11 protein-coding genes are annotated in these 15,601 nt (G+C 63.4%); 10 read left to right on the forward strand and 1 reads right to left on the reverse strand.

Annotated elements, in window-relative coordinates; translation table 11 throughout:
- Window positions 1–90: 90 nt before the first annotated feature.
- The 4 genes from DM374_RS19505 (at window position 91) to accC (ending at window position 4,411) form a co-directional block, all read left to right on the forward strand.
- A complete protein-coding gene (locus tag DM374_RS19505) occupies window positions 91–1,869 on the forward strand; it encodes a protein-disulfide reductase DsbD (RefSeq protein ID WP_110971365.1) in 1,779 nt (592 codons plus the stop codon).
- A gap of 175 nt (window positions 1,870–2,044) precedes the next feature.
- Window positions 2,045–2,497, forward strand: a complete 453-nt coding sequence (aroQ, locus tag DM374_RS19510) for a type II 3-dehydroquinate dehydratase (RefSeq protein ID WP_095156039.1) — start codon at window positions 2,045–2,047, stop codon at window positions 2,495–2,497.
- 88 nt (window positions 2,498–2,585) lie between these two features.
- Complete coding sequence (accB, locus tag DM374_RS19515; protein WP_110971366.1) at window positions 2,586–3,050, forward strand: acetyl-CoA carboxylase biotin carboxyl carrier protein; 465 nt, start codon at window positions 2,586–2,588, stop codon at window positions 3,048–3,050.
- A gap of 17 nt (window positions 3,051–3,067) precedes the next feature.
- Window positions 3,068–4,411 carry an acetyl-CoA carboxylase biotin carboxylase subunit gene (gene accC / locus DM374_RS19520; protein ID WP_095156037.1) on the forward strand — a complete coding sequence of 448 codons (1,344 nt, stop codon included), beginning with the start codon at window positions 3,068–3,070 and terminating at the stop codon, window positions 4,409–4,411.
- Window positions 4,412–4,480: 69 nt separating this feature from the next.
- Here the strand turns inward: accC and DM374_RS19525 are convergent, their stop codons facing one another.
- On the reverse strand, window positions 4,481–8,428 hold the full coding sequence (locus tag DM374_RS19525; protein WP_110971367.1) for a DUF6543 domain-containing protein: 3,948 nt from the start codon (window positions 8,426–8,428) through the stop codon (window positions 4,481–4,483).
- Between the two features lie 183 nt (window positions 8,429–8,611).
- Between DM374_RS19525 and prmA the strand changes: the two genes are divergently transcribed.
- The 6 genes from prmA (at window position 8,612) to purD (ending at window position 15,601) form a co-directional block, all read left to right on the forward strand.
- Window positions 8,612–9,490, forward strand: a complete 879-nt coding sequence (gene prmA / locus DM374_RS19530; RefSeq protein ID WP_110971368.1) for a 50S ribosomal protein L11 methyltransferase — start codon at window positions 8,612–8,614, stop codon at window positions 9,488–9,490.
- Between the two features lie 39 nt (window positions 9,491–9,529).
- Window positions 9,530–10,891 (forward strand): DUF3426 domain-containing protein, encoded by a 1,362-nt coding sequence (locus DM374_RS19535; RefSeq protein WP_110971369.1) that lies wholly within the window; start codon window positions 9,530–9,532, stop codon window positions 10,889–10,891.
- 220 nt (window positions 10,892–11,111) lie between these two features.
- A complete protein-coding gene (dusB, locus tag DM374_RS19540; protein ID WP_095156033.1) occupies window positions 11,112–12,125 on the forward strand; it encodes a tRNA dihydrouridine synthase DusB in 1,014 nt (337 codons plus the stop codon).
- Window positions 12,122–12,442 carry a DNA-binding transcriptional regulator Fis gene (gene fis, locus DM374_RS19545; RefSeq protein ID WP_003186237.1) on the forward strand — a complete coding sequence of 107 codons (321 nt, stop codon included), beginning with the start codon at window positions 12,122–12,124 and terminating at the stop codon, window positions 12,440–12,442. Before dusB ends, fis begins: the two co-directional genes overlap by 4 nt.
- An 80-nt stretch (window positions 12,443–12,522) precedes the next feature.
- Window positions 12,523–14,124: a bifunctional phosphoribosylaminoimidazolecarboxamide formyltransferase/IMP cyclohydrolase gene (gene purH / locus DM374_RS19550; protein WP_110971370.1), complete on the forward strand. Its 1,602-nt coding sequence runs from the start codon at window positions 12,523–12,525 to the stop codon at window positions 14,122–14,124.
- 181 nt (window positions 14,125–14,305) lie between these two features.
- On the forward strand, window positions 14,306–15,601 hold the full coding sequence (gene purD / locus DM374_RS19555) for a phosphoribosylamine--glycine ligase (RefSeq protein WP_110971371.1): 1,296 nt from the start codon (window positions 14,306–14,308) through the stop codon (window positions 15,599–15,601).

The raw sequence follows: 15,601 nt of genomic DNA on the forward strand, positions 1-15,601 counted from the left end.
TAGATACCCACACAGCGACAAGGCCCTCAACAACACAGCCATCCCCAGACTCCGCTATCATGCAGCCACCTCTGCACCCGCGAGACCATCATGCGTCGTCTGCTCTGCCTCCTGCTGCTGGTTCTAGCCATGCCCGCCGTGGCCACCGGCCTGTTCGACAGCCGCCCCAGCGCCACACTGGGTGCTTCCTCCCTGAACAACAGCGCCGATTTCCTGCCGGTGCGCGAAGCCTTCAAGCTCAACCTGATCCAGGGCGACGCCCAAGGGATCAAGCTGCGCTTCGTCGCCAGCGAGGGCTATTACCTCTACCGCCACCGCTTCCAGTTCCGCACCGAACCCGCCGACATCGCTCTGGGCAGCGCCCAATTGCCGCAGGGCGAGGCCAAGCACGATGAGTTCTTCGGCGATGTCGAGGTCTACCACGGCATCCTCGATATCGACCTGCCGCGCACCGACGACAAACGCCCGTTCACCCTGCTGGTGACCTACCAGGGCTGCGCCGACAAGGGCCTGTGCTATCCGCCGGAAACCGAGCGCCTGAGCATCGCCGGCGTCGGCGCAGCTACACCGGTTGCCGGGGGCGCCCCGGCCGCGACCGAGAGCAACTGGAAAAGCCTGCTGCTGTTCTTCCTCGCCGGCGTCGGCCTGACCTTCACCCCCTGCGTGCTGCCCATGCTGCCAATCCTCTCCGGCGTGGTGCTGCGCGGCCAGGTCGGTGGCTGGCGCGGCCTCGCGCTGTCGCTGGCCTACGTGCTGCCGATGGCCGCCTGCTTCGCCCTGCTCGGCGCCTTGATGGGCCTGTTCGGCGCCGGCCTCAACCTGCAGGCGCGCCTGCAGTCGGTCTGGGTGCTGGTGCCGTTCTCGCTGTTCTTCGTGGCGTTCGCCCTGGCCATGTTCGGCCTGTTCGAATTGAAACTGCCGCAAGCCGTGAGCAACCGTCTGGACCGTCTCGCCGGGAATACCAAAGGCGGCTCGCTGCTGGGCGCGGCGGTTCTCGGCGCGGTCTCCAGCCTGCTGGTCTCGCCGTGCGTGTCCGCACCGCTGGCCGGCGCCCTGCTCTATATCAGCGCCAGCGGCGACGCCGTCGGCGGTGCGCTGAAACTCTTCGCCCTGGGCCTGGGCATGGGCGCTCCGCTGCTGCTGGTGGCGACGGGCGGCGCGGCCTGGCTGCCGAAGAGCGGGCCTTGGCTGGTCACGGTGAAAAACGCCATCGGGGTGCTGTTGCTGGGTCTGGCGATCGGCCTGCTCAGTCGTGTCTTGCCCGGCCAGATCACGCTGTTGCTGGTGGGCTTGCTGGCCGCGGGTGTGGCGCTGTTCCTCGGCGCCCTCGAGTTCATCCCGAAAACCACGCGCCAGCGCCTGGCACAACTGCTCGGCCTGGTGCTGATGGTCTACGCCCTGGCCTGCTGGTATGGCGCCCTCAGCGGCCAGAGCGATCCGCTGCGACCGCTTCCCGTCAGCGGCAACGCCGTGACCGCGCAACCAACAGCGAGCGACATCTGGCAAACCATCAGCAGCCCCGCCGAACTGGACCGGGTGCTGGCCGAGGCGAAAGCCGCCGGCCAGCCGCTGGTGCTGGACTGGTACGCCGACTGGTGCATCAGTTGCAAGGTGATCGAGCACGAGGTGCTGAATGCGCCGAACGTGCTGCCATTGCTCAAGGAATACCGACTGATTCGCTTCGATATCACCCAGAGCAGCGCCGAACAACGCGCCCTGCTGGATCGCTATCAACTCTTCGGCCCGCCCGCGCTATTGTTCTTTGCGGCGAACGGCAGCGAAAAAACCGAGGCGAGGGTGGTCGGGGAGACCAACGCCGGCGAATTCGCCGAACATTTACAGCGCATCCGCGCCGATCTGCGTCTATAACTGCTGGGGCCGCAAAAAACCGTTACCAATGACCGGACTTAACAAAATAGTCACATATTTTGCGTGAATCTCGGTCATCGTGCTGGCTATTGCAGTTAACTGGACAGTGCTCGGCTCTTTGCGGCATAGTCGCCGCGCTTGTATTCATGTCCGACAAAAATCAAAGGATGCGCAGATGGCGACACTACTGGTGCTGCACGGCCCCAACCTGAACCTGCTCGGGACTCGCGAACCCGGTGTCTACGGTGCCGTGACCCTGGCGCAGATCAACCAGGACCTGGAGCAGCGTGCCCGCGCCGCCGGCCATCATCTGCAATACCTGCAAAGCAACGCCGAATACGAACTGATCGACCGGATCCACGCCGCGCGCAATGAAGGCGTGGACTTCATCCTGATCAATCCGGCTGCTTTTACTCACACCAGCGTCGCATTACGTGACGCATTGCTGGCGGTGAGCATCCCATTCATCGAAGTGCACTTGTCCAACGTGCACAAGCGCGAGCCGTTCCGTCACCACTCCTACTTTTCGGATGTTGCCGTGGGAGTGATCTGCGGTCTGGGCGCCAGCGGTTACCGACTGGCCCTGGAATCCGCCCTGGAACAACTGGCCGCCGCCGCAAAATCCTGAATAACGCGAGCCTGGCCATCGCCAGGCTTACAAGAACGTTTGAATCACGTTCATACGCCCCTGACCGAACCTTGGGAGTTGATGATTAATGGATATTCGTAAAGTCAAGAAACTGATCGAGCTGCTGGAAGAATCTGGCATCGACGAGCTGGAAATCAAGGAAGGCGAAGAGTCCGTGCGCATCAGCCGCCACAGCAAGACTCCAGCCCAGCAGTACTACGCGCCGGCTCCAATGGCCGCCGCTCCTGCTCCGGCCCCTGTCGCTGCCGCTGCCGCCGCTCCGGTTGCCGAAGCTGCCGCTGCCGCGCCAACACTGAAAGGCACCGTGATCCGCTCGCCAATGGTCGGCACCTTCTACCGCAAAGGTTCGCCAACCTCGCCTGCCTTCGTTGAAGTCGGCCAGAGCGTGAAGAAAGGCGACACCCTGTGCATCGTCGAAGCGATGAAAATGATGAACCACATCGAAGCCGAAATCGGCGGTGTCATTGACGCCGTTCTGGTAGAAGACGGCCAGCCGGTTGAATACGACCAGCCTCTGTTCACCATCGTTTGAACCGCGGAGAGCCTGCGATGTTGGAAAAAGTTCTGATCGCCAACCGCGGCGAAATTGCCCTGCGTATCCTGCGAGCCTGCAAGGAACTGGGCATCAAGACCGTCGCCGTACACTCCACGGCCGACCGCGAGCTGATGCACCTGGGCCTGGCTGACGAGTCCGTGTGCATTGGCCCGGCGTCGTCCAAGGATTCCTACCTGCACATCCCCGCGATCATCGCCGCGGCCGAAGTGACCGGCGCCACCGCCATTCACCCTGGCTATGGCTTCCTCGCGGAAAACGCCGACTTCGCCGAGCAGGTCGAGAAATCCGGGTTTGCCTTCATCGGCCCGAAAGCAGACACCATTCGCCTGATGGGTGACAAGGTGTCTGCCAAGCACGCCATGATCCAGGCCGGCGTTCCGACCGTACCGGGCTCCGACGGCCCGCTGCCGGAAGACGAAGAAACCGCGCTGGCAATTGCCCGCGAGGTTGGCTACCCGGTGATCATCAAGGCCGCCGGTGGCGGTGGTGGTCGCGGCATGCGTGTTGTGCACAAGGAAGAAGACCTGATTTCCTCGGCCAAGCTGACCCGCACCGAAGCCGGTGCAGCGTTCGGCAACCCGATGGTCTACCTGGAGAAGTTCCTGACCAACCCACGTCACGTGGAAGTTCAGGTTCTCTCCGACGGTCAGGGCAACGCCGTACACCTGGGCGACCGTGACTGCTCCCTGCAGCGCCGCCACCAGAAAGTACTGGAAGAAGCGCCGGCTCCAGGCATCGACGAGAAAGCCCGTCAGGAAGTCTTCGCCCGCTGCGTCCAGGCGTGCGTCGAGATCGGCTACCGTGGCGCCGGCACCTTCGAGTTCCTCTACGAGAACGGTAGCTTCTACTTCATCGAGATGAACACCCGCGTGCAGGTTGAGCACCCGGTTTCGGAGATGGTCACTGGCATCGACATCGTCAAGGAGATGCTCAGCATCGCCGCTGGCAACAAGCTGTCGTTCACCCAGGATGACGTGGTTATCCGCGGTCACGCCCTGGAGTGCCGGATCAACGCCGAAGACCCGAAGAAGTTCATTCCGAGCCCAGGCAAGGTCAAGCACTTCCACGCGCCGGGCGGCAATGGCGTTCGCGTCGATTCGCACCTGTACAGCGGCTACACCGTACCGCCGAACTACGATTCGCTGATCGGCAAGCTGATCACCTACGGCAAGGACCGCGACGAAGCCATGGCGCGCATGCGCAATGCCCTGGACGAAATCGTGGTTGACGGGATCAAGACCAACATCCCGCTGCACCGTGATCTGGTACGTGACGAAGCCTTCTGCAAGGGCGGCGTCAACATTCACTACCTGGAACACAAGCTGGCCTCGGAATAACGAGTCAGCCGCTTTCAGCGGTCGAATGGAAAAAGCCCCGCACGTATCCCGTGCGGGGCTTTTTCGTTTTCACTGCGCCATTGTGATCAGCAACAGCGCCTGGGCATCCACCTCGGCCGAGGTAGCCGGCTCGCCACGCAAGTTATGGACCGAACCGTCGGATCGCTGCACCAGCGGCTCCTGGCGAAAACGCGCCATGAAGCGCTGGCCGCGTCGGGCCATGCCCCCGCTACCGCCCTGGCTGGCCTCACGCAGAATCGGGTCGACCACCTCTTGCACCGCGTTGCGGGTAGTGGTGAACACTGTGGTCGCACCCTCGGCAAGGTCGAGCCGCACGCCATAGATGTTACCCATGCACGATGAATACGACCAATGATCCCACTTCGCAGGGATCCCTTTTCGCGCCAGTGCTGACCGCAGTGGCCCGCCGATATCGGCACCACCGGACAGCCAGTCGCCCCCCACCAGCGTGGCCTTGATTGGCTCGCGCCCGGTGCCATGGCCAATGCGAGTCAGCGCGCTGGACAAGGCATCATCAAGCAACGCGCGGATATTGTGATCGACGTGGATCACGGCGCCCGCACGCGTCGACGGGTTATACAGGCAAGCCACCACGCAGCTTTGGGCGTTCAACGAATACAGGTAATTGTCGCTCGCCCCTGGGTCAAACCGGGCGATCACGCCCTCCCCCTGAAGCGCGCCGCGCGCCGGCAAAGGGTTAGTCCGGGCCGGAAAGGCATCGCAGACACGCGAGACCTGCCCCAGGTAGTGAACATCGTTGCCGCCACCCCGGAGCCCGACATGAGGGTTGAACGACCAATGGCCACGGACATCCCGATGGATGGGCATTTTGTACTGCGCGGATGGAAAGTGGGGGTCGATCAGCCGCAACGTCTGGTTATCCAGATCCGCAACCACCTCGAAGTACTTGTCCTTGTGGAGGATATGAAGTCGCCCTCCGCTTTGTCCGCCTGGCGAGCTTTGGAACAGCCCATTCAGCAAACCGTCCTGCTCCAGCCGGCGCAGGTTCTCAGGCGCTCGCTTCAGGGCCTGATGCTTATCCAGGATATCGCCCCCCCTGCGCCCGGCATGATCGCTCGAGCGGAGCCCTTTCATTCCGGACATCTGCAATGCACCCATCGACCGAATGCCCCCGGGACCGATTTGCCGCGCAGCCGTCCAGGCGCCTGGAAGCGCGATACCCCAAAGCCCCAGCGCTACATCAAGCCAATGGTGCAGGGCCCCCGCCGAATCACCGTCGCTGTACGCGGCAATCGCCTTGCTCGTGCCAATTGCCACAAAGACCATATCGAGAGCGAACCCCAATGGCGGAAACACCAGGCTTAGTGGAAGGGCGGCGTAAACCAGGCCTTTTACCACCAGCTCGAAGATGACGTCGTGACGACTTGTGGTCACCGCCTCGACATCATCGATGTGGCGCTGCAGGTAGTCATCGTACTCGTCCAGAAAGTCTTCAACGCGGGTCGCCTCGCGCAGTGAGTCCCGCACCGCCTCGCCCTTGGCCAACTGGGTGAGGCGCAGGGCGGCTGCGGGACGGTCGGTGTAACGCAGATGGGACAGGAAATAATCCTGCATGCCTCCCGGTCCGGCGCCAGTGAACCCCGCATAGCCGCGCAAGGCGATACCATCCGGCGCTTGCGGCGTGTACAGCCAGTCGTGCGCGACACCTTCTTCAATATCCCTGAACACGTAGAGGCCAACGGCCTGTCGGCCATTGATAGCGAGCCTGAACACACCACCGGTGGTCGCGACCTCCTCCGCAGACCCACGCTCCCTTGCGGGCTGGCGCCACGAAAGTCCTTCGATAGCGCCCGCCAGCCGCTGAAACTGCACAACTGTCAGTAGCCCCCTCGCATGGGCAACGTGAACATCCCGCAGCATCGTTGCCTGGGTCAGGGCGCGGTGCAACGCCCGACGCTCGGCATAGATGGCCTGCGTCGGATCGAGAAACTCCGCACGAATCGACTGCACAAAGCGATCGCCCAGAAAAGCACTGCGCAGATACGGTACAAACTCTGCTGAACGCAGTTGACTCAGGTCTTGCCCGACCGAAGAACGGACCGGCATCCGCGGATTGTCCAGTCCCCAATTGTCGTCGTATCCGTACATCGCCAGGTCCAGCAGCGAGCGCGTGACGCTTGGCGTCGAGTCAGCAAGACCGGGCTTGAAATCGAACAGAATGGTTTGCGGATCGACCTCGCCCCGTACCCCGTGCTCGCGCAGATAGGCATCGATGTCAGCCGTAATGGAACGCTTGGCAAACGCCTGGAACGTCTGCTGCCCGGCAACCGCGCGCTGCAGTGCATCATTGAGCAGATGGAGGTCTTCGTTGAGGCCGGCGATCACCTGACGCTGCGCCAAGGGCAAAGCACCGAACCAAGCGGGCGCCTCCTGCAATTCCACACGGGAAAGATGATGAGCCTTGCCCAAGGCAACGAGCGCCTCACAAGACTCCCGGTAGCCAAACGGCGCACGGCGATGATCGCGTTGAACATCCCAGTGATCGGCACGCTCCACGACCTTGTCGAAAAACGCCTCGGCCCGCTGCCGCTGAACGCTATCGATCAGCCCCAGCAGATACTCACGCCCGGCTTCATCGCCCAGCCAGCCACCCAGCTCGATAGCCACCGCCCGCAGGGAAGGCAGCTCGACCCACGCCTGCCCATCGGGCTTGCCGGGCGCGTACAGCACCAGCGACTCCGCCGCTTGATCGCTCTTCTGCACATGAAAAAGCAGGAGGTTCGCCAACGGCAGATCCGGGAGCAACGAAACGCCGACCACCTTCTCGCCCGACTCCGCGCTATCGACGCCGTTGGACTCCCGAATATGCAGGACCCGTTCCAGGCTCTCGGCACTCAGGTGCCCTCGGCAGCGCGCGATAAACGCGCTCTGCTGCAAGTGCGCATCGTAGAGATCGAGAAGCGCCACCGTCAGTTCAGGGTTGTCATGGCGCTCGCTGAGTCGCGCCCGGTATTCCCCGCGCGGATCAACGCTTTGCAGCAAAGAATCCAGGAATGGCTGAGCGAGCGGCGCGTGAGACGCCTTGGGATCGTGGTGCAGGGTTCTGCTTTTTTGCGGGCCCGGCGCAAAGGGTCCCCCGGCCACCAGCGCCGTCAGCGAAGTGACCCGGGTCGCGGAAAAAGGCGCCGCGTTGCCACGGGTTTCCACCTGCAGGCGATCCGGCTCGATATCGATACCCAGCGTGGCGCGCGCGTGGTCGATGATCGCTTGCCGCGCAAAGGCGTGCAGTGAGGTGACGCCATGCAGCAAGTGTTGGACTTGCTGCTCCAGAAACAGGCTGCGTAGCTGCAGCGCGCGCAAGGTTGAAAGGTCGGCCTCGCCCAGCGCGGCGAACCAGTCGCCGAGAGCGGAGCGGGTCAGGCGCCGCACCATCGAGCGCTCGGCATCGGGTAATCCATCACCGGCCTCGAACGACGCCTGCCACTGCTCTTCAAGCGCCTCGATACGCTGCGCCAGAGTCACGGCATCCAGTTGCGCCAGGCTCTGCGGCAAGAACAACGCGTCAATGCTGGCGCAGTGAGCATCCAGCCGTTGCAGGAAAAGGCTGCCGACAGACGAGGTCGCCTCAAGGGCGCCCGGACGGGCTGTCCAGCGCTCTCGCAGCGCACGCTGGTAATCATCGACCACCCCGCTCGCGACACCTTCGATCACCTGCACCAGCACATCATAGGACTCGGCATCCGCTTCGCTATCCGCTGTTTGCGGCCAACGCAGCGGCCCCCTCAAATTGCCATCGTAGCGGGCGACGCGCCCATCAATCAGGCGCTGCAACAGCGCTTCGAACAGCGCCTCGAGAAACGAAGGAGCGATATCACCTTCAGGGTAATAGGTGCGCAGGTGCACCCTCAGGTGATCACCCGCGATATCGGCGAAGGTCAGCCGACCCTCCCAGAAACGCTCGGTCCAGGTCGCCCAGCGCGTCACCTGCACCAGCGACGCTCCGGCCACCGAAGACGATTGCAGATTGTTTTCCATTGTCTGGCTCCTCACGAAGGAAAGGAGCGAGCGTGCGCCAGAGGTAAAGGCGCCGGGTGATAGATAGTTAGGACGCAATCGATCCACACCACCCGCCGCCTGTTATCCACTTTGCGGCGTAGCTGGCGTACACTGCCCGGCTTTCACAGCACTGCGCTGAACCACCCTGGTGAAGGTACCCCAATGCCCTGGTTACAAGTTCGTCTGGCCATCACTCCGGAACAGGCCGAAACCTATGAAGACGCCCTGCTGGAAGTGGGCGCGGTTTCCGTGACCTTCATGGACGCCGAAGACCAGCCGATCTTCGAGCCAGACCTGAACACCACGCCGCTGTGGTCGAACACCCACCTGCTGGCGCTGTTCGAAGCCGATGCCGAACCGGAAGCGGTGTTCGCCCACCTGCAACTACTGACCGGCGCCGAGCTGCCCGAGCACCATGCCGAAGTCATCGAAGACCAGGACTGGGAACGCAGTTGGATGGACAACTTCCACCCAATGCGTTTCGGCCAGCGCCTGTGGATCGTGCCGAGCTGGCACGCCGCGCCGGAACCTGGGGCCGTCAACCTGCTGCTGGATCCGGGCCTGGCCTTCGGCACCGGCACCCACCCGACCACCGCGCTGTGCCTTGAATGGCTCGACGGTCAGGACATGAAAGATACCCAGGTCCTGGACTTCGGCTGCGGCTCCGGCATTCTCGCCATCGCCGCGCTGCTGCTGGGCGCTCGCCGCGCCGTCGGTACCGACATCGACGTGCAGGCCCTCGAAGCCTCGCGTGACAACGCCGGGCGCAACGGCGTTGCCGAAGCAGACTTCGAGCTGTACCTGCCCGAGCACATGCCAGCCCAACAGGCCGATGTACTGGTGGCCAACATCCTCGCTGGCCCGCTGGTCTCGCTGGCGCCGCAACTCAGCGGCCTGGTACGTCCGGGCGGCCTGCTGGCGCTCTCCGGCATCCTCGCCGAGCAAGGCCAGGAAGTGGCCGCGGCCTACGCGGCGGACTTCGACCTGGACCCGATCGCCGAGCGTGATGGCTGGGTACGCATCAGTGGTCGCCGCCGTTAACTGCACTAGACTGGTTCTCATCCCACCCCGGATCGCCGCATGACCGACAGTTTCGTCACCCAGTGCCCGCATTGCCAGACCAGCTTTCGCGTCAGCCACAATCAACTGAGCGTGGCCCGCGGGGTCGTGCGTTGCGGCAACTGCCTGCAGGTGTTCAATGCCGCCCGCCAGTTGCTCGAGCAGAGCGCCGCCCAGCAACCGCCGGTCGCCCCCGCGCCCGTCGCTGAACTGCAGGCGGTCGTGCCTGAGCCGGTCGTGCCGGACGAAACCGTCGAAGCCCCCGCCCTTCCCGTCGATGAACCTGCGCCCGCTCCCGAGCCGGCGCCGGCCCCGCCGGCGAAGAGCTGGAGCAACGTCGATCTGGACCTCGACCACCTCGATCTGGACCGCGAACTGGCCCGCCTGGAGCAGCGCGAGATCCAGCCGAGCGTCGACTTCCACGCCGCCCCGCGCCGGGAAGACAGCCTCAGCGCCAAGCGCGACGATGCCAACAACGACGATCTGCTGGAGGCTGGCCTGTTCAGCACCCCGGCCTCGGAGCGCGAGCCGGACAAACCGTCCCTCGACGAACCGCTGCTGCAACTCGAAACCCGTGAGCCGGACGAGCAGCCATCGCCGGGCGACCGCACCGAGCCTTCGCTGTCGCTGGACCTGCCCGAGCCGGAAGAAACCCCGCCCGTGCGCAGCCACGTGATCGCGGACGACGAAGATGACCTGCCGGATGCCGGCACCCGTCTGTCGGCCCGGGATGATGACGACCTCGACCAACGCAACGATCACGACGACGAGCCCACGCTGAGCGAACGTCGCGACCCGCAACTCGGCGCCATTGCCGAGCCCGAGCGCCCGGCACGCAAGGAAACACTGGTCGACCTGGTCGACGACCCGCTGCAACTGGACTGGCAGAAGCCCCGCAGCAACCTGGGCCGGCGCCTGCTGTGGCTATTCCTGATTCTGCTGGCCGCCGCCGCGCTGGCCGGCCAGTACATCGCCTATCACTTCGACGAACTGGCCCGCCAGGACCAGTACCGCCCCTGGTTCCAGCAGGTGTGCCCGACACTCGGCTGCGAGGTGCCGTCCAAGGTCGACATCGCCCGGATCAAAAGCAGCAACCTGGTGGTGCGTAGCCATCCTGACTTCAAGGGCGCACTGGTGGTGGACGCGATCATCTACAACCGCGCGCCCTTCTCCCAGCCGTTCCCGCTGCTGGAACTGCGCTTCGCCGACCTCAACGGCCAACTGATTGCCAGCCGTCGCTTCAAACCCGCCGAGTACCTCAGCGGCGAACTGGCCGGCAAGGCCGAGATGCCCAGCCAGACGCCGATCCACATCGCCCTGGATATCCTCGATCCGGGCCCGAAGGCAGTCAATTACAGCCTCAGCTTCCGTTCCCCGGAGTAAAAGCAGCCACAAGTTTCAAGCTTAAAGCGGCAAGAAAGAGCCGATCACACGCGATCCTGCTTCCTCTTGCCGCTTGAAGCTTGCCGCTTGAAGCTAGCCGCGCCAGCGGCGGAGCTGTTCAGATTTTATCCAGATTCATCTTTATCCGGTCATCGAGAGCGGGTATCATGCCCACCCTTTTTCGAACTCTAATGATCCGGCCCCACAACAGGGAACTCCTATGTCGGCGGTACGCATCGGCCCATACACACTGCAAAACAACCTGATCCTTGCCCCCATGGCCGGGGTCACGGACCAGCCTTTTCGTCAGCTCTGCCGACGAATGGGCGCAGGCCTGGTGGTGTCGGAAATGGTCAGCAGCGACATGAGCCTGTGGAACAGCCGAAAGTCGCGCCTGCGCATGATCCACGAAGGCGATCCCGAGCCACGCTCGGTACAGATCGCCGGCGGCGACGCGCAGATGCTCGCCGCGGCGGCCCGGGCCAATGTCGAACTGGGCGCCCAGATCATCGACATCAACATGGGTTGCCCGGCAAAAAAAGTCTGCAACAAGGCCGCAGGCTCTGCTTTATTGAAGGATGAAGCTTTGGTCAGCGAGATTCTCCACGCGGTGGTCGCCGCCGTGGATGTCCCGGTGACCCTGAAGATCCGCACCGGCTGGGACCGGGCGAACAAGAACGGCCTGACCGTGGCGAAGATCGCCGAGCAGGCCGGGATCCAGGCGCTGGCCGTCCATGGCCGCACCCGCGCCGACCTGTACACCGGCGAAGCCGAGTACGACACCATCGCTGCCATCAAGCAGGCGGTGTCGATTCCGGTTTTCGCCAATGGCGACATCACGTCGCCACAGAAGGCCCGAACCGTGCTTGACAGCACTGGCGTCGACGGCCTGTTGATCGGCCGTGCCGCCCAGGGCCGGCCATGGCTCTTTCGCGAGATCGAGCACTACCTGCGCACAGGCGAAACACTGCCCGCGCCGGGGCTGGAGGAAGTGGAACGGATTCTGCTGGAGCACCTGGCAGCGCTGCATGCCTTCTATGGCGATGTGATGGGCGTGCGAATCGCCCGCAAGCACGTTGGCTGGTACCTGGCAACGTTACCGGGGGCCAAGGAGTTTCGCGCCCGGTTCAATCGTTTGGAAGACACACACGCGCAATGCGCCGACGTTCGCCTTTTCTTCAGCGAACGTGAACAGAGCCTTGAGACAGAGGACGGACAAGGGGTGGCCGCATGACGATGATGACCGAGACTTTAGTGAGTGGAACAACGCCCGTGAGCGACAACGTCAACCTGAAACAGCACCTCAATACCCCCAGCGAAGAGGGACAGACCCTTCGCGGAAGTGTGGAAAAGGCGCTGCACAACTATTTCGCCCACCTCGAAGGCGCTGCTGTCACGGACGTGTACAACCTGGTGCTCTCTGAAGTCGAGGCGCCTCTGCTCGAAAGCGTGATGAACTACGTCAAGGGCAACCAGACCAAGGCCAGCGAGCTGCTTGGACTGAACCGAGGCACCTTGCGCAAGAAACTCAAGCAGTACGACCTGCTGTAAGCATGAATCCCAACCAGAAAAGGCGATCCCCACAGTGAGGTCGCCTTTTTTGCTGACTCCACCGCGTTATGGAATCTGAAATGACCGACCAGACTACTCGCCTGCCGATCCGCCGTGCCTTGATCAGCGTTTCCGACAAGACCGGGATCCTCGAATTCGCCCGTGAGCTGCAAACGCTCGGCGTCGAGATCCTGTCTACCGGCGGCACCTTCAAGCTGCTCCAGGACAACGGCGTCGCCGCGGTCGAAGTCGCCGACTACACCGGCTTCGCGGAAATGATGGACGGCCGGGTCAAGACCCTGCACCCGAAAATCCACGGTGGCATCCTCGGCCGTCGCGGCACCGATGACGCCATCATGCAGGAGCACGGGATCAAGCCGATCGATCTGGTCGCCGTCAACCTGTACCCGTTCGAAGCCACCATCTCCAAGCCGGGTTGCGACCTGCCGACCGCCATCGAGAACATCGACATCGGCGGCCCGACCATGGTCCGCTCTGCGGCCAAGAACCACAAAGACGTCGCCATCGTGGTCAACGCCAGCGACTACGCGAACGTGCTGGAAAGCCTCAAGGCCGGTGGCCTGACCTATGCCCAGCGCTTCGACCTGATGCTCAAGGCCTTCGAGCACACCGCAGCCTATGACGGCATGATCGCCAACTACATGGGCACCGTGAACCAGTCCGCCGAGACCCTGAGCACCGAAGGCCGCAGCGAATTCCCGCGCACCTTCAACAGCCAGTTCGTCAAGGCCCAGGAAATGCGCTACGGCGAGAACCCGCACCAGAGCGCGGCGTTCTATGTCGAGGCCAAACCTTCCGAGACCGGCATCGCCACGTCCGTCCAATTGCAGGGCAAAGAGCTGTCGTACAACAACGTGGCCGACACCGACGCCGCGCTGGAATGCGTGAAGAGCTTCGTCAAGCCGGCCTGCGTCATCGTCAAGCACGCCAACCCGTGCGGCGTTGCCGTCAGCCCTGAAGGCGGTATCCGTCAGGCTTACGAACTGGCCTACGCCACCGACACCGAGTCGGCCTTCGGCGGCATCATCGCCTTCAACCGCGAGCTGGACGGTGAAACCGCCAAGGCCATCGTCGAGCGTCAGTTCGTCGAAGTCATCATCGCCCCGAGCGTCAGCGAAGAAGCTCGCGCCGTGGTGGCTGCCAAGGCCAATGTGCGCCTGCTGGCCTGCGGTGAGTGGTCGGCAGAACGCGCCGCAGCCTGGGACTTCAAGCGTGTGACCGGCGGCCTGCTGGTACAGAGCCGCGACATCGGCATGATCACCGACGCAGACCTGAAAGTGGTGACCAAGCGCGCCCCGACCGAACAGGAAATCCATGACCTGATCTTCGCCTGGAAAGTGGCCAAGTTCGTCAAGTCCAACGCCATCGTCTATGCCAAGAACCGCCAGACCATCGGCGTCGGCGCCGGCCAGATGAGCCGCGTCAACTCCGCGCGCATTGCTGCAATCAAGGCCGAGCATGCTGGCCTGCAGGTGCAGGGCGCGGTCATGGCGTCGGATGCGTTCTTCCCGTTCCGTGACGGTATCGACAACGCAGCCAAGGTCGGCATCACTGCCGTGATCCAGCCAGGCGGTTCGATGCGCGATGCCGAAGTCATTGCTGCTGCCGACGAAGCCGGCATCGCAATGGTGTTCACCGGCATGCGCCACTTCCGTCACTGATTTACGGCAATCGGCCGCACTGAAGCAGGCATCTGCTGCGTTGGGGCCGGTTCCGCTGATGCTCATTGCCAGACGGCAACTGCGCTCATCGGAACCGACCCCGCCTTGCATCTACCTGCTTCATTGCGACCTCGTACAGCGAATACAAAACGAAGGGCATGCCCTTCACTGAGGTTTTGACATGAACGTTTTGATCATCGGTAGCGGCGGTCGTGAACACGCCCTGGCCTGGAAAGTCGCCCAGGACCCGCGTGTCGAGAAAATCTTCGTCGCTCCCGGCAACGCCGGTACCGCCACCGAAGCCAAGTGCGAGAACGTCGCCATCGAAGTGACCGCGCTGGAGCAACTGGCCGACTTCGCCGAGAAGAACGTCTCGCTGACCATCGTCGGCCCGGAAGCCCCGCTGGTTGCCGGCGTGGTCGATCTGTTCCGCAGCCGCGGCCTGGACTGCTTCGGTCCAACCGCTGGCGCCGCCCAGCTTGAAGGCTCCAAGGCCTTCACCAAGGATTTCCTGGCTCGCCACAAGATCCCGACCGCCGACTACCAGAACTTCACCGAGATCGAGCCAGCCCTGGCTTATCTGCGTGAAAAAGGCGCGCCGATCGTCATCAAGGCCGACGGCCTGGCCGCCGGCAAAGGCGTTATCGTCGCCATGACCCTGGCCGAAGCCGAAGACGCCGTGCGCGACATGCTCGCCGGCAATGCCTTTGGCGCAGCCGGTTCGCGCGTGGTTATCGAGGAATTCCTCGACGGCGAAGAAGCCAGCTTCATCGTCATGGTCGACGGCGCCAACGTGCTGCCGATGGCCACCAGCCAGGACCACAAGCGCGTCGGCGACGCCGACACCGGCCCGAACACCGGTGGCATGGGTGCCTATTCGCCAGCGCCAGTGGTCACCGCTGATGTCCACCAGCGCGTGATGGACCTGGTGATCTACCCGACCGTGCGCGGCATGGCCGAGGAAGGCAACGTCTACACCGGTTTCCTTTATGCCGGTCTGATGATCGACAAGGCCGGTAATCCGAAGGTCATCGAGTTCAACTGCCGTTTCGGCGACCCGGAAACCCAGCCCATCATGCTGCGCCTGGAGTCGAGCCTGATCCTGCTGATCGAAGCCGCACTGGCCAAGGCTCTGGATAAGGTCGAAGCGGTCTGGGATCCGCGCCCAAGCCTGGGCGTGGTCCTGGCCGCCGGCGGCTATCCTGGCGACTACGCCAAGGACGCGCCGATCAAGGGCCTGGACGCCGCCGCTGCGCTGCAAGGCAAGGTGTTCCATGCCGGTACCGCGCTGAAGGACGGCCAGGTCGTGACCAGCGGCGGCCGTGTGCTCTGCGCCACCGCCCTGGGTGACACGGTCGAAGCCGCACAGCAACAGGCATACCGTCTGGCAGCCGAAATCGACTGGGAAGGCGCGTTCTATCGCAAGGACATCGGCTATCGTGCCATTGCCCGCGAGCGTGGCGAGCATCAGGAGTAA

The organism is Pseudomonas huaxiensis (genome assembly GCF_003231275.1).
Classification (GTDB): domain Bacteria; phylum Pseudomonadota; class Gammaproteobacteria; order Pseudomonadales; family Pseudomonadaceae; genus Aquipseudomonas; species Aquipseudomonas huaxiensis.